This window comes from Streptosporangium sp. NPDC023963, assembly GCF_040639135.1.
Lineage (GTDB): Bacteria > Actinomycetota > Actinomycetes > Streptosporangiales > Streptosporangiaceae > Streptosporangium.
In genome coordinates, this window is sequence record NZ_JBEZZK010000002.1 from 322,675 (window position 1) to 339,987 (window position 17,313).

Here is a 17,313-nt window from a genome sequence, read left to right on the forward strand (position 1 = left end):
TGGAACGCGGCGTGCATGGCGCACGCATGGAACGCGGCGTGCGCTGTGCACGCACGGAACGGGAAAGACAGACATATGACTCAGGTGGAGATCGGCCGCGGCAAGAACGGCCGTCGTGCCTACGCGCTCGACGAGATCGGCATCGTTCCCTCCCGTCGCACCCGCGACCCGGAGGAGGTCTCGATCGCCTGGCAGATCGACGCCTACCGCTTCGAGCTGCCCGTCGTGGTGAGCCCGATGGACAGCGTGGTCTCGCCGAAGACCGCCATCGAGGTCGGCAGGCTCGGCGGTCTCGCCGTGCTCGACCTCGAAGGACTGTGGACCCGGTACGACGACCCGATGCCGCTGCTGGAGGAGGTGGCCGAGCTCAAGGGCGAGCCCGCCACGAGGCGGCTGCAGGAGATCTACGACGCGCCGATCAAGGAGGAGCTGATCGGCCGCCGCATCGAGGAGATCCGCGCCGCCGGGGTGGCGACGGCCGTGCGGCTGTCCCCCCAGCGCACGGTCCAGTACCACAAGGCCGTCATCGACGCGGGCGTGGACATCTTCGTGATCCGCGGCACCACGGTCTCCGCCGAGCACGTCTCCGGCAGGGCCGAGCCGCTCAACCTCAAGCAGTTCATCTACGAGCTCGACGTCCCCGTGGTCGTCGGGGGGTGCGCCACCTACACCGCGGCGCTGCACCTGATGCGGACCGGCGCGGCCGGGGTGCTCGTCGGCTTCGGCGGCGGCGCCTCGCACACTACCCGCACGGTGCTGGGCGTGGTGGTGCCGATGGCCACCGCGATCTCCGACGTGGCCGCCGCCCGCCGCGACTACATGGACGAGTCCGGCGGCCGTTACGTCCACGTCATCGCCGACGGCGGCATGGGCACCTCCGGCGACATCGCCAAGGCGATCGCCGTGGGCGCGGACGCGGTCATGGTCGGCTCGCCGCTGGCGCGGGCCGTCGAGGCTCCCGGCCAGGGCTTCCACTGGGGCTCCGAGGCGCAGCACCCCGAGCTGCCCAGGGGCAAGCGGGTCGAGTTCGGCACGGTCGGCACGCTGGAGCAGATCCTGCACGGCCCCTCCTCGGTCGCCGACGGCTCGATGAACCTGATGGGCGCGCTCAGGCGCACGATGGCCACCGCCGGATACTCCGACCTCAAGGAGTTCCAGCGGGTCGAGGTCGTCGTCGCTCCGCAGATCGGCTGACATCTCGCGGGGCGGGGCGGAACCTCGACCCGGGCCGCCCCCCCGTGAGGCCGTTAACTGAAATGACGTGCTTGAAGAAATCTGTGAGCATTCGTACGTGCCAACTGATCGGGAGCTCCGGGTCGCCCTCAAGAAAGGGCCCTTCCACGTCGCGCTGCGTGCCGCGGTGGAGACTCGCGGGCTGACCCTGAACGGGCTTCACCGGCATCTCGGGGAACGCGGTCTCCGGGTCGGGATGACGAGCCTGAGCTACTGGCAACAGGGGCTGCGCCGCCCTGAGCGCCCCGAGTCGCTGCGCGCCGTGCGCGCCCTGGAGGAGATCCTCGTCCTGCCGCCGCGCTCCCTCATGGCCCTTCTCGGCCCGCCCCGGCCGCGCGGGCGGGACGCGGGGAAGCTGCCGGTGGGTGCCCTGCCCTACTCCGCGATCATGGAGTCCTCGCAGACGCTGTCGGCGATGATCCACGACCTGAACGGGGTGGCCGACGATCGGCGCCTGCACATCGCCGGGATGTACGAGACGCTGCAGATCGGTCCCGACCGCAGCACCGTGCGGCGCGAGACGCTCCAGGTGGTGCAGGCGCACGAGGAGGCCACCGACCGCTACATCATGGTCTACCGGGGCGACCTGGGATGCGACGTGGAGCGCGTGCGCGTCCGGGCACTGGAGGACTGCCGGGTCGGCCGGGTCCGCCGCGACGGGCCGACCGCCCTGGTCGTGGCGGAACTGCTGTTCGACCAGGTGCTGCGGCCCGGCGAGACGCAGATCATCCGCTACGAGCTGGCCGACCCGAGCGGCGTGGAGGCCGTCGAGTACGAGCGGGGCTTCCGGCACCCGGCCGGGCAGTACGTGCTCCGGGTGAACTTCGCGCCGGAAGCCCTCCCCGCGCGCGTCCGGCGGTTCGCCCGGCAGGGCTCCGGCACCGGCGAGCAGGACCTCGGCGAGCTCTCCCTCAACGCCCACAACGCCGTGCACCTGGTGGCCGGGTCGCTGGAACCCGGCCTGGTCGGCATCCGCTGGGACTGGTTCTGAGCCGCCCGCGTCCGTTTCCGCGTCAGCGCGGTTCGGTGATCCAGGTGCCGCCGCGCATGACGCCGGAGACCTCCAGGTCGTCGGTGAGCACCACCAGGTCGGCCCGCTTGCCGACCGAGACGGACCCCAGGCGGTCGGCGAGACCGAGCACCCGCGCGGGGGTCAGGGAGGCGATCTCGGACGCCTCGGCCAGCGACAGGCCCACCTCGCGCACGGCGCGCCGGAACGCGACGTCCATGGTCAGGGTGCTGCCCGCGATGCTGCCGCCCTCGGCCAGCCTGGCCACCCCGTCCACGACGTTCACCGACATCGCGCCGAGCCCGTAGACGCCGTCGCCCATGCCCGCGGCCGCCATGGCGTCGGTGATCAGCGCGGTCCTGCCGGGACCCGCGACCTCGAAGGCCAGGCGCGTCATGGCCGGGTGCAGGTGCACGCCGTCGTTGATCAGCTCGACCGTGACGCGCTCGTCCTGGAGCAGCGCGGCGATCGGCCCGGGGTCGCGGTGGTGCAGCGGCGGCATCGCGTTGTAGAGGTGAGTCGCGACGCTGCCGCCCGCCTCGATGCCGGAGATCGTCTGCTCGTAGGTGGCGTCGCTGTGGCCGAGGGCGGCGATCACGCCGTTGGCCGTCGCCTCCCGTACGGTGTCCAGCGCGCCGGGCAGCTCGGCGGCGATGGTGATCATCCGTACGTGGCCGCGTCCGGCCTTGAGCAGCCCGGAGAACTCCCCCGGTGAGGGGTCGCGCAGCAGTGCCGGGTTGTGCGCGCCGCACCGGGCGGCGGAGATGTAGGGGCCCTCGAAGTGGATCCCGGCCAGCAGGCCGTCCTCGCACAGGTCGGCGAGGGCGGAGGCGGCCCTGGCCAGGTCGTCCGGGGACGCGGTGACCAGGCTGGCCATGAGCGTGGTGGTGCCGTGGCGGGCGTGCAGGTCGACGGCCCGCCTCGCCTGGTCCGGGTCGCCGGTGGGGAAGGAACCGCCCGCCCCGCCGTGGTTGTGGATGTCGACGAAGCCCGGCACGACGTACCGGCCGCCGAGACCGAGCCCGGCGCCGGGGGCCGAGCCCTGGCCCACGTGGGTGATGCGGCCGTCTTCGATGGTGAGCCAGCCTTCGTGGACACCTTCGGGGGTCACGACGCGGGCGTCGGCGAGTGTGATGCTCATGCTCCCCATCCTCGCGGGTCCCCGGGAGAACCGGTTCCCGGCACTCCCGTGATCGGGTTCTCACGACGAGAACGCGACGGGAACGACGTCGCGAACCGGGACGGGCCGTTCCTCGTCCTGTTGATCCTCCCGGAGAGTGGCCCGGCCGGACGCCGGCCTCGAAACTCACCCGGTTCCGGGGCATTCCCGGGTGTTGCCCTCCCTTTGGCCTCTCGTTGTCTTCACGCTGTTCACCGGGGTATGGCGTGAATCACCGCCGCCGTTTCCTACTGGTCGGTAATGGTGCCTAGGGTAGATGGGTAGATACCTCACGTAAGGCGACAAGCCGCACCCCAGGGGGTTGCACATGACGGCGCGAATGGGCACCGGACGGCTCGGTCCTGCCGAGCGGTCCGCCGCACTGGCGCAGATGAGCGCCGAGGAACTCGACGTGGTGGTGATCGGAGGCGGGGTCGTCGGAGCGGGAGTCGCGCTGGACGCGGTGACCCGAGGCCTGTCCGTCGGGCTGCTGGAGGCGCGCGACTTCGCCTCGGGCACCTCGTCCAGGTCGTCCAAGCTGATCCACGGCGGCCTGCGCTATCTGGAACAGCTCAACTTCGAGCTGGTCAGGGAGGCGCTCCAGGAACGGGCCCTGCTGCTGCAGCGGATCGCCCCGCACCTGGTCAGGCCGGTGCCGTTCCTGTTCCCGCTGACGCACGTCGGCTGGGAGCGGCCCTACGTCGGCGCGGGTCTGGTGCTGTACGACACGATGGGCTTCTCCACCGGGCTCGCCCGGGGCGTGCCGGGCCACAGGCACCTGTCGCGCACGAGGGCGCTGCGGCTCGCCCCCGCGCTGCGCAAGACGGCGTTCTCCGGCGCGGTGCAGTACTGGGACGCCCAGGTCGACGACGCCCGCCACGTGATGACCACGCTGCGGACGGCGGCCATGTACGGGGCCAACGTCGCCTCGCGGGCGCAGGTGGTGGGTTTCCTGCGCGAGGGGGAGCGGGTCACCGGCGTCCGGGTGCGCGACCTGGAGGGCGGCAGGGAGCTGGAGGTGCGGGCCCGCCAGGTGGTGAACGCCACCGGGGTGTGGACGGACGACATCCAGGAGATGGTCGGCGGGCGCGGGCAGATCCACGTGCGCGCCTCCAAGGGGATCCACCTGGTGGTGCCGCGCGACAGGATCCACTCGCTCACCGGGATCATCCTGCGCACCGAGAAGTCGGTGCTGTTCGTCATCCCCTGGGGCCGTCACTGGATCATCGGCACCACCGACACCGCGTGGAAGCTGGACCGGGCCCACCCGGCGGCGTCACGGTCGGACATCGACTACGTCCTCGACCACGTGAACGAGGTGCTCTCGGTCCCGCTCACCCGCGAGGACGTCGAGGGCGTCTACGCCGGGCTCCGCCCGCTGCTGTCGGGGGAGTCGGAGGAGACGTCCAAGCTCTCCCGCGAGCACGTGGTGGCCCACCCGGTCCCGGGTCTGGTCATGGTGGCCGGGGGAAAGTACACGACATATCGCGTTATGGCGAAGGATGCGGTCGACGCCGTGGCGCACGGCCTGGACCAGCGGGTCCCGCCCTCCTGCACCGACCGGGTCCCGCTGGTCGGAGCCGAGGGCTACCAGGCGATGTGGAACTCCCGGCAGCGGCTGGCTCAGTCCTCCGGGCTGCACGTGGCCAGGATCGAGCACCTGCTCCAGCGGTACGGGTCGATGATCGACGAGGTTCTGGCGCTGATCGAGCGGGATCCGTCGCTGGCCAAGCCGCTGACGGGGGCCGACGACTACCTCCGGGCGGAGGTGGTCTACGCGGCGACCCACGAGGGCGCCCGGCACGTGAACGACGTGCTGACCCGGCGTACGCACATCTCGATCGAGACCTTCCACCGAGGTGTGGGCGTGGTCGAGGAGACGGCCCGGCTGCTCGCCGAGCCGCTGGGCTGGGACGCCGAGCAGATCAAGCGCGAGGTGGAGTACTACACCAAGCGCGTCGAGTCCGAGCGCCTCTCCCAGGAGCAGGACACCGACCAGGAGGCCGACGCCATCCGCCTCGGCGCCCCGGAGATCGTGCCGGTGGCCAGTCCCGAGACCAACCCGGTGTAGCCCGCCCGCCGGCGGAGCCGGTGCGGGTCGTGTCCTCACGCCGCGCGGACGTTCCACGCCGTACGGGGCCGGATGCGGAGTACGGGGCCGGACGCGGAAGGTCCCCGGGCCCCGAGAGACTCGGGACCCGGGGACTCCTCCGGAGGGACTGACGGGACTCCGGAGGGACTAGCGGGTGAAGGCCTGGAACTCGGCCGCGCGCAGGTGGTCCCTGGCGGGGCTGGCGGTGGCGCAGTCGGTGGCGGAGTTGGGGTCGGCGTCCTGCTCACCGGCGTAGACCGGGTTGCCGGTGCACTGGGTGGAGACGGCCCGCAGGGTCAGGTGGGTCGCGGTGGTCGTGGGGATCTTGAAGGACTCGATGACCAGGTCGGCGCCGCGAGGACGCGGCCGGCGCGTCTCGAAGGCGTTGGACGGGCTGGTGTAGACGACCGAGAAGGACGCGGGCGAGGAGCAGTCCTTCCTGGTCGCGTCGCAGGCCAGGACCTCGAAGGCGCGCAGGGCGCTGAAGCGGTTCTGGGTGCCGGGGTCGGCCGGGTCGGTGGCGGCGGGGGGCCTGAGCATGGCGCTGACCTGCACGCGGCGGATCTTCTCCGGCTTGGTCCCGGCCAGGTCCACGGTGACGGCCTTGCCCTTGACCGGCCCGGTGAGCGAGGCCCAGTTCGTGGCCTCCGTCTCGTCGATCAGCTTGGCGTGGTTGACGCCGTCGCCGGTCGCGGTGGCGCCCAGGGCCGCCGAGGCGAGGTTCTTCGGGATCGCGAGCGGCAGCGGCAGCTTCAGGCCGGGCAGCACCGCGAACTTCACCCGGGTGTGCCCGAACCCGTTGCCCGCGACCACGAAGTCGTAGATCCCCGGGGTCATCTCGACGGTGTCGCCGAGCTCGGTCGCCGGGTCGGTGTCGGCCACCGGCACGACGCGGCCCTCGTAGTCGCCGACGTACAGCCGCAGCGCGGCGTCCTTGGCCTCGAGCAGCGGCTTGAGCTGGATCTTCCCGTTCTTGCCGGCCGGGTCGACGAAGCTCGGCGTCGGGTCGGGGTCGCCTGCCCCGACGCTCGCCGCGCCCTGGCCGAGGCCGTGCTCGGCGAACGCGCGCCACATGATGGCCTGGTTCGCGCCGCCGAAGCGGATGGCGTCGGCCGCGAGCAGCGCGTCGCGGTGGTCGACGTAGCTGACCGCGCCGGAGGCCATCAGCAGCAGCGCGTCGAAGGAGACCTGCGCCCAGCGGCGGTTGCCGGGGCACTCCCCGAGCGGGGTCTTGCCGTCGGCGCACGCCTTCTGCTTCGCGGGGGTGCCCTGGCCGTACTTCTGCACGAAGGCCTTGCGCACGTCGTACTGGGTCGCCGACCAGATCTCACCGTCGGCGTGCACCTGCTGGCCGACGATGTCGTACGCGATGTCGCTGTAGTTCAGCGGGGAGTTGGACATGTCGTAGTTGCGGATGCCCGCCTTCTTGTCGCCGGTGACGTAGCCGCCGGTGACGGACGGGGTGTCGCCCGCGGGGCGGAAGCCGTACTCGGCGAGGTACTCCATCGCGAACAGGTCGGAGGTGCTCTCGTTCATCGCCCCGGCCTGGGCGCCGCTCCACCCGGCGTTCGGGCCGCCGATCATGCGGCCGGAGATCGCGTGGGTGTACTCGTGCCCGATCACCGACATGTCGTAGTCGCCGTCCACGCAGGGCGAGTAGAACGAGCCCGCGATCGGCTGCCACATGTACATGTTGGTGATGGGCGCGACCCCGTCGGGGCCGGTGATCTGGTTGGCGTTGTCGCGCACGCTGAGCACCCGGGCGCCCGCCTGGGCGTTGCCCTGCTCGGGGTCGCCGCCGAGGCCGCCGCGCTCGCCGTTGTCGTTCTGCATGTTCCAGGCGGTCTCAGTGAAGCCGAGCCGGTAGGACCAGTCGTGCATGCGGTTGTGCATGACGTGCAGGTTGGAGATGGCGGCCTCGAGGTCGGCCTCACCGGGCTGGTCGAGGACGGCCGGGTCGCACTTGGCCGTGTACCACTTGTTGGTCCACGGGTAGACGTACTCGCGGTTCGGCGTGGCCACGTTGCTGCGGGTGCCGACGGAGAACGCGTCGCCGCTGGCGCGGTTCTCCACGGTCTTGGCGGCGTTGCCGACGCTCGTGTTCGTCGGGGTGTCCGTGGCGTGGTCGACGTCCCACGCCTTGCCGGTGGCCGGGTCGGCCCCGACCAGGTCGCAGCCGGGCCCGGCCGTGGCGCACCACGTCGCGCGGGTGTCGGTGGAGGAGTAGTCGGCCGGGGGATTGGCCGGGAACGCCTCCCAGCGCGGGTCGTCCGGCGCGCTGTGGTGGTCCACCAGGTTCTCGCGGGTCAGGATCTCGCCGCTGACCGCGTCCACGTGCGTCGTGTACGCGGCGGGCTCGCCCTCGCCGCCGCCGATCAGGGTGATCTGGAACGCGTTGTGCGTCCCGTCGGGCGCGGGCACCGCTGTGGCGGTGGCCTTCTTGACGGTGGCCGTGGCCAGGTCGATCCCGCCGTCCCTGGCCGCGATCTCCAGCGCCTGCCGCTCGGTGAGCCTGGCGGCGGGAGGCGCCTCGGAGGAGCGCGAGAGGGTCGAGGTGACGTGGAGGACCTTGCCGCCCTTCACGCCGACCACGACCTGGCCGTCCACGCCCGCGGGCAGGTCGCCGAATTTCTGCCGCAGGAGCACGGCGTACCCGTCGCCGATGGGGTTGGCGGCGATCTTCTCCAGCGCGTCCACGGCCTCGCCGGAGAGGCCGAAGAGGCTCTCGTTCGCCTTGAGGTAGGCCCGCGCGGCCCGCTCGGGGTCGGCGTCCAGGCCCTCGGCGAGGGGGGCGGAGCCGGTGACGACGGCCGGGGTGCCGAGGGCGTTCCACCGGATCGTCGCGGCGCTCGCCGCCGTCGACCTGGAGAGCGAGGTGGGGGGTGCGACGATGCCGCGCCGGTTGTCCAGGTCGGGCTTGGCGCCGTGTTCGGCCTGGAAGTCGTGGACCTTGGGGGGCTGCCCGCCGGGTTCGCCCTGGGCGACCCCCGGCAGGGGAATGACGAGCGCCGCGGTGGCGGCGGCGATGACGGTAACGCGTGACCAGGGTTTGGTCGACACCGATCCTCCTGCGAAAGATGGCCGTCGCCGGCCATGCACACGCGGATCACGTGTGTTGCGCAAGAGGTAACACCGATTCAAGTGTCATGACAAGATCTTGTAAAGGTGTATATGTCAGTGTTATAGGGCGGTTTGGACCGTGCAAACGGGTGCGCCCCCGGTGGTCGGGCCGGGGGCGCGGGCTCTGGGGTTCGCCAGGTCGCGAGGGGGTCAGGAGAAGGGGATCCAGGCCTGGTCGGCCAGGTCCTTCATGTCGCTGACCTTGAGGCCGAGGTCGGAGACCGTCCACAGGCTGTCGCCGACGACGACCGAGCGGCGGATGCCCGGGTCGTACGAGGCCAGCCGGGCGTGCTTCATCGGCTTGGGCCTGGGGTGGACGATCGTGCCGGTCCTGGTGACCGCGGAATCATCGATCTTGAGGACCAGGGCGGTCCCGTTGCTCTGCTCGGTCCCCGTCCACGAGCTCACCGGGATGACCGCCATCCCCGTCCTGGCCCAGTACAGGAAGGCGTGCGGGTCCCACTCGGCCTCCGACCCCGAGTCCTTCTGGAACATCTGGGACAGGCGGCGGGGGTTGGCCGGGTCGCCGACGTCGAACAGGGAGACCTGGGTGCCGAGCGTGCGGCCCTTCTCGCTGGCCTCCTGGCCCACGCCGATCAGCCGCCCGTCGCCCGCCGGGTGCAGGTACGCCGAGTAGCCGGTGATCTTCAGCTCGCCCGTCTTCCTGGGCGCCGCCGGGTCGCGCAGGTCGAGGGTGTAGAGCGGGTCCACCTGCCTGAACGTCACCACGTAGCCGACGGGGCCGATGAAGCGGACCGAGTAGATCCGCTCGCCCCGTCCGAGCCCGCCGACCTCGCCGGTCTTGGCCAGGGTGCCGGCGTCGAGCACGTAGACGGCGCTGGAGGTGTCCGGGGCGGCGGTCGGGGGGAGGGTCGAGGGGGCGTTCTGCGCGGCGGTCGAGGTGGTGGCGACCCGCAGGTGCCCCTCGTGCTCCGACAGGGAGTACTGGTTGAGCAGCCTGCCGGAGACCTTGCCCGAGGCGACGTAGCGGGGTGCCCCGGCCGCGGTGATGTCGAACCGGTGGATCTCGGTCTCCTCCGGCGGCGGCTCCGAGGCGGCCGTCGGCGGGACGGTCGTCGGGGCCGGTGAGGTCGTGTCGCTCGGCGAGACGGTCTCCATCGGGAGGGGGGTGTCGGTCGGGGAGGTCGGGGCGGGGGTGCCGGTCGTCGTGGGGTCCGGGACCGGCGAGGCGGGCGGCTCCGGGAGCAGGCTCGGTGCCGGGTCCGCCCCCGAGGCGGACGCCGGGGTGACCGCGGGGGTGGGCGTCAAGGTCCCGGGGGCGGGCGTGACGGTCGCGGGCCCGGACGGCGAGGGCGCCGCCGGAGTGGGAGTGGTGGTGGCGGTGAGGGTGGGAGCCGGGGCGTCCTCGACGATCACCCGGTCGATCGGCCGGGGCCACCACCAGCTCGGGTTGCTGGTCACGTACAGGCTGGTGCCCGTCCCGTAGACGGTGTCGCCGTCGGCCGCGACGGCGATCGGTGCCGTCTCGGCGAGCGCCTGCGACAGGTCGAGGCTGTGCACGGTCAGCATCGACGTCCCGCTGTACTGCGCGGGGTGGCTGACCTGCCCGCAGTCGACCGTGCGGTCCGAGGTCGCGCCGTCCGCGGTCGTGAGCTCGTACTTCGGCAGCCACGCCCCGATCGGCGCCCTGGCGACGACCTCCGCGTTGCGCCGGGTGCGCTCGTCGTCCGACAGTCCTTGGGTCCCGGTGTCGGGGAACTCGATCCGCGGCTGGCTGCGGACCACGATCCGCACGGTCGAGCCGACCATCCTGGCGTCCACGTGGGCGCCTTCGGGGGTGAGCGCGCCGATCACCTCCGGCTTCCCCGACAGGTCGACGAGGACGTAGCGCGGTCCCGGGCTCGCCGCGCGCTTGGCCGTCGCGCCGTACGGGATGATCCCGCCGCCGGAGAACAGCACCAGCGCCCGGTCGCCGCTGACCAGCAGGTCGGCCGGGGCCCACGCCTGCTCGGCGTCCACGAGCCTGAGCGTGCCGGTGACCTTCCTGGTCGCGGTGTCCACCACCCGCAGCACGCCGCGGTTCACGGTGATCACCCGGTTGCCGTCGGTCTTGACCAGGTCGGGCTCGTCGACCCCGGCCTCGTGCGTGTTCGTGGTGGAGTGCTCGGGCGCGCCGGACGCGCGCTTGGCGGAGCCGGCGTCCGCCGTCGTCTCCGCGTACATGACGACCGGGCCGCCGATGCCCCAGGGGCCGACGTTCCTCGCCGTCGCCGCGCGCAGGCCGGCCAGCATGTCGTCGCAGCCGCCGTAGGAGACGAGCTTGACGTTCCCCAGATCGACCGGCGCCGTCGTACGGCCCGCGGCGGTCCTCGTCTCCGTCGAAGTGCCCGTCGAAGTGCACGCCGTGGCGAGCAGCGCGGCGGCGAGGGTGACCGCGCCGGCCGTACGAATCGATGTCCTCATGCCCCTACGACGGATCGGGAGGACGAGCGGTTCAACACCTCGCTACCCGCCGGTAGCCACGGCACGCCTCCCACGATTACGCTGCGAACATGGCCGTTCCCCCTGAAATGACACGGGCCGAGATGACACGGGTCCTCGCTCCCCGCATGATCGAACGCGTCGTGCGGCACGTGACCTCCGACGGCAAGACGCGGGAGATCACGGCGCCGTTCACCGGCGAGGTCCTCGCCGAGATGCCCGTCTCCACCGCCGACGACGTCCGCTCCGCCCACGCCGTGGCGCGGGAGGCACAGCGGGCGTGGGCGGCCCGGCCCGCGAGGGAGCGTGCCGAGCCCTTCCTGCGCCTGCACGACGCCATCCTCGACCGCCGCGAGGAGATCCTCGACGTGGTCCAGTGGGAGACCGGCAAGGCCCGCAGGCACGCCTTCGAGGAGGTCCTCGACGTCGCCGGCTGCACCCTCTACCACGCGCGGCGGGCCCCCGGCCTGCTGGAGCCGAGGAGGCGCGCCGGGATCCTGCCCGTCGCCACCAGGACGGTCGAGACGCGCCAGCCCCGGGGGACGGTGGCCCTGATCTCGCCGTGGAACTACCCGCTCTCGCTCGGCGTCACCGACGCCGTTCCCGCGCTGCTCGCCGGGAACGCCGTGGTCCACAAGCCCGACACCCAGACCGCGCTGTCCACGCTGTGGACGATCGACCTGCTGGTCTCCCTCGGCATGCCCAGGGAGATCTGGCAGGTGGTCCTCGGCGACCCCGCGGAGGTGGGCGAACCGCTGCTCGACGGCGCCGACTACGTGGCGTTCACCGGCTCCACCCGGGCCGGCCGGAAGATCGCCGAGGAGGCGGCCCGGCGGCTGATCGGCTGCTCGCTGGAGCTCGGCGGCAAGAACCCGATGCTCGTGCTCGACGACGCCGACCTGGACGCGGCGACCCAGGGCGCGCTGCGCGCCTGCTTCACCAACGCCGGGCAGCTGTGCCTGTCCGTCGAGCGCCTCTACGTCCACGACTCCGTGCACGACGCCTTCCTGGAGCGGTTCGTCCGGCAGGTCGGGAACATGAGGCTCGGCGCCGGGCTCGACTGGAACGTGCAGATGGGCTCGCTCTCCTCCCAGAGGCAGCTGGAGGCGGTCGCCGCCCACGTGGATGACGCCGTCGCGAAGGGCGCCCGGGTCCTCGCCGGGGGGCGGGCCCGCCCCGACCTCGGCCCGCTGTTCTACGAGCCCACCGTCCTGGCCGACGTCGACGAGAGCATGGACATGTGCCGGGCCGAGACCTTCGGCCCCGTCGTCGCGATCTACCGCTTCGGCGACGACGACGAGGCGGTCGAGCGGGCCAACGACACCGCGTACGGCCTCAACGCCTCCGTGTGGACCCGCGACGTGCCGCGCGGGCGGGCGCTGGCCTCCCGGATCAGGGCGGGCTCGGTCAACATCAACGAGGGGTACGGCTCGGCCTACGCCTCCTACGACGCGCCCATGGGCGGCATGAAGGCCTCGGGCCTGGGCCGGCGTCACGGGGCCGAGGGGCTGCTGAGGTACACCGAGGGGCAGACCGTCTCCAGCCAGGCGTCCTGGCTGGGCTTCGAGCCGATCCTCGGCATGGCGTACGAGAAGTACGCCGACACCCTCGCGGCCGCCTTCAAGGCCATGAAGACGCTCCACCTGAAGTGAGGGCTCCGGGCCGCCGGGGTCGCACGAGGGGCGTACGAGAGGCGTTCGAAGGTCTTTCGAGGGTTTTTCGAAGGTCGACTGAGGGTCTTTCGAAGGTCGTGTGAGGGGAGCAGGGGAGCGCGGTGTTCGACCACGACGTGCTGGTGATCGGATCGGGGTTCGGCGGGAGCGTCTCGGCGCTGCGGCTGACGGAGAAGGGCTACCGGGTCGCCGTGCTGGAGGCCGGGCGCCGCTTCGACGAGACCACGTTCCCCAGGACCTCCTGGCGGGTCCGTGACTTCCTGTGGGCCCCGGCGCTGGGCCTGAAGGGCATCCAGCGCATCCACGTGCTCCGGGGCGAGAAGGGCACCGGCGTGATGGTCATGGCGGGCGCCGGGGTCGGCGGGGGCTCCCTGGTCTACGCCAACACCCTCTACGAGCCGCCGGACGCGTTCTTCAGGGACGCCCAGTGGTCGTCCATCACCGACTGGAAGGCCGAGCTGGCCCCGTACTACGACCAGGCCTCGCGCATGCTGGGCGTGACACTCAACCCGACGGTCACCCCGGCCGACGAGGTGGTGCGCGCGGTCGCCGAGCGGATGGGCGTGGGCGACACCTTCCACCTGGCGCCGGTCGGCGTCTTCTTCGGCACCCCGGGCGTGGAGGTGGACGACCCCTACTTCGGCGGCGCGGGGCCGCGCCGCAGCGGCTGCACCGAGTGCGGCGAGTGCATGACGGGCTGCCGCCACGGGGCCAAGAACACGCTGGTCAAGAACTACCTGCACCTGGCGGAGCGGGCCGGGGCGAAGGTCTTTCCCGAGACCACGGTCACCTCGGTCGTCCCGGTGGACGGCGGCTACCGGGTCGAGACGCGCCGGACGGGAACGCCCTGGCGCCGCCGCGCGCTCACCGCCGAGCACGTGGTCTTCGCGGCGGGGACGTACGGCACCCAGCGCCTGCTGCACCGGCTCAAGGCCGCCGGCACGCTGCCCCGGCTCTCCGACCGCCTGGGCACCCTCACCAGGACCAACTCCGAGGCGCTGCTCGGGTTCGAGCGCCTCTCGGTGGAGGGGGAGAAGCTCAACCGGGGGGTGGCGATCACCTCCTCGATCCACCCCGACGCCCACACGCACATCGAGCCGGTCCGCTACGGGGACGGTTCCAACGCGATGGGCATGCTCCGCACCCTGCTCGTCGACGGCGGCGGCGCCCCGCGCTGGCTGAGGTTCCTCGGCGAGGCCCTGCGCGCGCCCCAGCGGGTGGTGAGGCTGTTCAACCACCGCCGGTGGTCCGAGCGCGGCATCATCGCGCTGGTCATGCAGGCGAAGGACAACTCGATCACCCTGTCCGCGCGCAGGGGACCGTTCGGCCTGAGACTGCGCTCGGGACGGGGTCACGGCGAGCCCAATCCCACCTGGTTGCCCGCCGGTCACGAGTTCGTCCGGCACGCGGCCGAGGAGGTCGGCGGCATCCCCGCGGGCTCCTGGCTGGACCTGTTCGACATCCCGGCCACCGCCCACTTCCTGGGCGGCTGCGCCATCGGCACCGGGCGCGACACCGGGGTGATCGACCCCTACCACCGCGTCCACGGCCACGAGGGACTGCACGTCGTCGACGGCTCCGCGGTCTCCGCCAACCCGGGCGTCAACCCCTCCCTCACCATCACCGCCCAGGCCGAGCGGGCGATGGCGCTGTGGCCCAACCGGGGCGAGCCGGACCCGCGCCCCGCCCCGGGCTCCCCGTACGCCCGCCTCGCGCCCGTCGCCCCCCGGAACCCCGCCGTCCCGGCCGCCGCCCCCGGGGCCCTGCGGCTGCCCATCGTGGAGATCACCTGACGGGAGGCGCCGGGTTCCGCCGATCTCCTCGTGGCGGCCGCCGGTGAGCGGGTACGTCCGCCGGTCGCGGGGTGCTCACCAGCGGGTCCGGTCCGTCGCGGAAGAGGTCACTGTCCCCATTTCTCCGGCTCTCGTCGCCCGTACTCGACGAGGAGTTCCAGAGCCCGCCGCTGGCCGGGGCTCATATCGGTCAGCATCATCTGCCCGAACCGTGCCGTGCCGGCGACGGCGGCCGTCTGGTCCGCGGTGAGCTCGGCGGGCATGTCCGTGGGCAGCAGGTCCGGCAGCATCGCGTAGAGCTCACCCGCGATCTCCTCGACGAGGGGGTCGTTCGCGCCGGCGTCCGCCAGCGCGGCCATTCTCAGGTCCCACGCCCGCCACGGCGAGTCCTGCCCGATCTCGGCGAGGTAGGAGTCCACGAGTTCGGGCAGCGCCGCCTCCGCCGCCCGGAGGATGCCGATGTCGTCCTGGGGCAGATCGAGGCCGCGGACGGCCGCGGCGAGCTCGGGGGATAGCGTCGGATCGTCCCCGTGTTCGAGGAGGCGTGCTATCACGGCACGGCGGCGCTGGATCTCCGACTCCCTGCCGGCCAGCTCCGTGTCCAGCTCGGTCAGTATCTCCCTCACGTCCACCCCGCCCGTGTCCGCCAGGACGTCGGCGACCTCGCCGAGTCCCATGCCGAGCGCGGTGAGCTTGCGGATCTGGAGCAGGCGGCTCAACGCGCTCATGCCGTAACTTCGGTAACCGCCGGCGGTACGCTCCGGCTCGGCGAGCAGCCCGATCCGGTGATAGTGACGTACGGTCCGCGGAGTCACGCCCGCGAGCTTGGCGATCTCGCTTATCAGCAACATGGCGAACAGTAGAACCCCTCTCCTTGCGACAAGGTCAAGCCCGCTGGGGCCGCCGTACGAGCCGACATCGGTCATAGGGCCTCGGAAACGACGAGATCCCGTCCGACGGGCGCGTACGAGTGGACGGCGGTTTCTTGTCTCACGCGACGAGCTCCCAGCCGGCGACCGGGAGCTCTCGCGCCTTCCGGCAGGGCTAGAAGTCGAACTCGCCCTTCTTGGCCCCGTCGACGAACGCGTCCCAGACCCCGGCACTCACCACGAACGGCGCCTTCTCCGGGGCCTCGGTGTCATGACCCCGCTCCTCGACCACCCCGGCAAAACCGTCTGGGCCCGCTGGTGGATTCCCCTCGGAACGACTTCCCGGCCGTCGTCCTGAGCCCGGGAGCCGGGCGGTGAACGGTCACAGCGGTCGTGTCCCGGTTGGCCGGGTTCGTGAATTCGACCGGCGGCTTCCCGTCGTCGGCATCACGTGGAAGTACTTCGCCTGACACGGTACGCGAAGGCGGGTGGCGAGCCGACGATCAAGGGCCGATGTCAGGCCACCGCATGGTGGAGGCGCTCGCGATCCTTCTCCGGAAGTCGTTGCTGTAGGCGTCGGGCGCGGATGAGTGAATCCGCGATCTCGCACACCTCGGCGAGCTCTACCTCCATGGGCGAGACCTCGGCGAGGCGATTCCTGTGAAGCCAGGTCGCCACCTCCGCCCACGACCACAGGCTCACGCGGGGACGCCGCACCTTCGGTTCGGGAAAGCCTCCCGGCCCGCGGCGTCCGACGGCCCAGTGATCGGCTGTGGCGAAGGTCCGGCCGGTACGGTCGGCGATCTCGGCGAGCGTCACGAGATCCTCGCTCACCCCGGTCACCTCGATTCCCGCCGAGCGCCCCTGGACGATCGCGGACGCGATCGCCTCCACCGCCCCGCCGGCCTCGCGATCGAACGCCGCGACGCCAGGTCCTCCCGCGACGGGGTCGAACGACACCGTGGCGTCGTCCCATCCGGCCTCGTACAAGGTGTCGATCACCGTTTCACCGCTCGGAGCCGTGAAGTGAAGCTCGAAACTGTAGACGGTCACGGGGCTCACGCTCCCTCTGATAGGTCGTTCTCGAACCCATGTGGGCACTGGTCGACGAGACGCCGCAGCCGCTTGGCATGCCCCTCCGGTGAGCGCGGTGTCGACCAGATGGACGTGGGAGGCCTGCACCCCCGATGCCCCCCGGGACATGACGCGCGTCCCCACGCGTGGCCTTCTGACTTCTCGATGATCCAGCCCGCGGCGATCATGTGATCGATCGCCGCTCGTAATCTCCTTGTTGGGGTGCCGATCCATGCGGAGATGATGATACCTGACGTAGAGTTAATTCTACAGAACGCGTAAGTCGGCCAGGCGGAAGAGGTTCTCTTTCCAGGGGGTCAGCCGGTGGGCCGCTGGATGGGCTGGGTCTCGGTCCGGTAGATGAGGGTCGTCTCGACGTGCACGATCTCGGGCCTGATCAGGAACTTCTCCAGCAGCAGGCGGTGCAGGCGGTCGGCGTCGGCGACCGCCACGTGGACCAGGAAGTCCTGCGGCCCGGCCACGTGGAACAGGGCGATCGTCTCGGGCAGGCCCAGGACGAAGGCCCGCAGCGGGTCGACGAGCTGGCTGGTGTGCGGCCGGACCCGCAGGGCGAGCAGCGCCTGCAGGGGACGGCCCAGCGTCGCCGGGTCGACCTCGGCGCGGAAGGCGCCGATCACCCCGCGCCTCCGCAGGGAGCGCACCCGCTCCAGCGCCGTGGAGGGTGCGACGCCCACCCGTTCGGCCAGGTCCTTGTTGGGGAGCCGCGCATCCTTCTGCAGCTCGGCCAGAATTCGCCGGTCCACCGAATCCAGTTCGACGCTCACCGGGTTCACCTCCGTCGAATTCGGCTCACATGGCGAGCCGCCGTGAATTCCACCAGTATCCCCG

General features: G+C 71.7%; 11 protein-coding genes. 5 read left to right on the forward strand and 6 right to left on the reverse strand.

From position 1 onward, the window contains the following. Positions 1-75 precede the first annotated feature (75 nt). Together AB0F88_RS07625 and AB0F88_RS07630 are read left to right on the forward strand one after the other, a co-directional pair. A complete protein-coding gene (locus AB0F88_RS07625) occupies positions 76-1,194 on the forward strand; it encodes a GuaB3 family IMP dehydrogenase-related protein (RefSeq protein ID WP_362678540.1) in 1,119 nt (372 codons plus the stop codon). A 97-nt stretch (positions 1,195-1,291) separates the two neighbouring features. Further along, on the forward strand, positions 1,292-2,224 hold the full coding sequence (locus AB0F88_RS07630) for a hypothetical protein (RefSeq protein ID WP_362678543.1): 933 nt from the start codon (positions 1,292-1,294) through the stop codon (positions 2,222-2,224). Between the two features lie 22 nt (positions 2,225-2,246). On the opposite strand, the gene nagA is transcribed toward AB0F88_RS07630, so the two are convergent. Further along, entirely contained in the window at positions 2,247-3,383 is a 1,137-nt protein-coding gene (nagA, locus tag AB0F88_RS07635) for an N-acetylglucosamine-6-phosphate deacetylase (RefSeq protein WP_362678546.1), read from the reverse strand. A gap of 346 nt (positions 3,384-3,729) precedes the next feature. On the opposite strand from nagA, the gene AB0F88_RS07640 reads away from it, so the two are divergent. After that, positions 3,730-5,472, forward strand: coding sequence for a glycerol-3-phosphate dehydrogenase/oxidase (locus AB0F88_RS07640; RefSeq protein ID WP_362678549.1), 1,743 nt, complete (start codon positions 3,730-3,732; stop codon positions 5,470-5,472). A 168-nt stretch (positions 5,473-5,640) separates the two neighbouring features. Here AB0F88_RS07640 and AB0F88_RS07645 read toward each other — a convergent pair whose 3' ends face one another. Together AB0F88_RS07645 and AB0F88_RS07650 are read right to left on the reverse strand one after the other, a co-directional pair. Beyond that, positions 5,641-8,553 (reverse strand): M36 family metallopeptidase, encoded by a 2,913-nt coding sequence (locus AB0F88_RS07645; RefSeq protein WP_362678552.1) that lies wholly within the window; start codon positions 8,551-8,553, stop codon positions 5,641-5,643. A gap of 210 nt (positions 8,554-8,763) precedes the next feature. After that, positions 8,764-11,037 carry a beta-propeller domain-containing protein gene (locus tag AB0F88_RS07650; RefSeq protein ID WP_362678555.1) on the reverse strand — a complete coding sequence of 758 codons (2,274 nt, stop codon included), beginning with the start codon at positions 11,035-11,037 and terminating at the stop codon, positions 8,764-8,766. A gap of 122 nt (positions 11,038-11,159) precedes the next feature. Between AB0F88_RS07650 and AB0F88_RS07655 the strand changes: the two genes are divergently transcribed. Together AB0F88_RS07655 and AB0F88_RS07660 are read left to right on the forward strand one after the other, a co-directional pair. After that, positions 11,160-12,707: a succinic semialdehyde dehydrogenase gene (locus AB0F88_RS07655; protein WP_362680566.1), complete on the forward strand. Its 1,548-nt coding sequence runs from the start codon at positions 11,160-11,162 to the stop codon at positions 12,705-12,707. A 122-nt stretch (positions 12,708-12,829) separates the two neighbouring features. Then, complete coding sequence (locus AB0F88_RS07660) at positions 12,830-14,521, forward strand: GMC family oxidoreductase (RefSeq protein WP_362678558.1); 1,692 nt, start codon at positions 12,830-12,832, stop codon at positions 14,519-14,521. A 107-nt stretch (positions 14,522-14,628) separates the two neighbouring features. Here the strand turns inward: AB0F88_RS07660 and AB0F88_RS07665 are convergent, their stop codons facing one another. The 3 genes from AB0F88_RS07665 to AB0F88_RS07675 form a co-directional block, all read right to left on the reverse strand. Then, positions 14,629-15,372, reverse strand: a complete 744-nt coding sequence (locus AB0F88_RS07665; RefSeq protein WP_362678561.1) for a MerR family transcriptional regulator — start codon at positions 15,370-15,372, stop codon at positions 14,629-14,631. A gap of 534 nt (positions 15,373-15,906) precedes the next feature. Beyond that, a complete protein-coding gene (locus AB0F88_RS07670) occupies positions 15,907-16,392 on the reverse strand; it encodes a hypothetical protein (protein WP_362678564.1) in 486 nt (161 codons plus the stop codon). 389 nt (positions 16,393-16,781) lie between these two features. Then, on the reverse strand, positions 16,782-17,249 hold the full coding sequence (locus AB0F88_RS07675; protein WP_362678567.1) for an Lrp/AsnC family transcriptional regulator: 468 nt from the start codon (positions 17,247-17,249) through the stop codon (positions 16,782-16,784). Positions 17,250-17,313: the final 64 nt, after the last annotated feature.

Excerpts from the sequence above, each read along its gene's own strand:
- AB0F88_RS07625 (WP_362678540.1), top strand. The coding sequence starts at position 76 with ATGACTCAGGTGGAGATCGGCCGCGGCAAGAACGGCCGTCGTGCCTAC.
- nagA (WP_362678546.1), bottom strand. The coding sequence starts at position 3,383 with ATGAGCATCACACTCGCCGACGCCCGCGTCGTGACCCCCGAAGGTGTC.
- AB0F88_RS07640 (WP_362678549.1), top strand. The coding sequence starts at position 3,730 with ATGACGGCGCGAATGGGCACCGGACGGCTCGGTCCTGCCGAGCGGTCC.
- AB0F88_RS07650 (WP_362678555.1), bottom strand. The coding sequence starts at position 11,037 with ATGAGGACATCGATTCGTACGGCCGGCGCGGTCACCCTCGCCGCCGCG.
- AB0F88_RS07655 (WP_362680566.1), top strand. The coding sequence starts at position 11,160 with ATGACACGGGTCCTCGCTCCCCGCATGATCGAACGCGTCGTGCGGCAC.
- AB0F88_RS07665 (WP_362678561.1), bottom strand. The coding sequence starts at position 15,372 with ATGTTGCTGATAAGCGAGATCGCCAAGCTCGCGGGCGTGACTCCGCGG.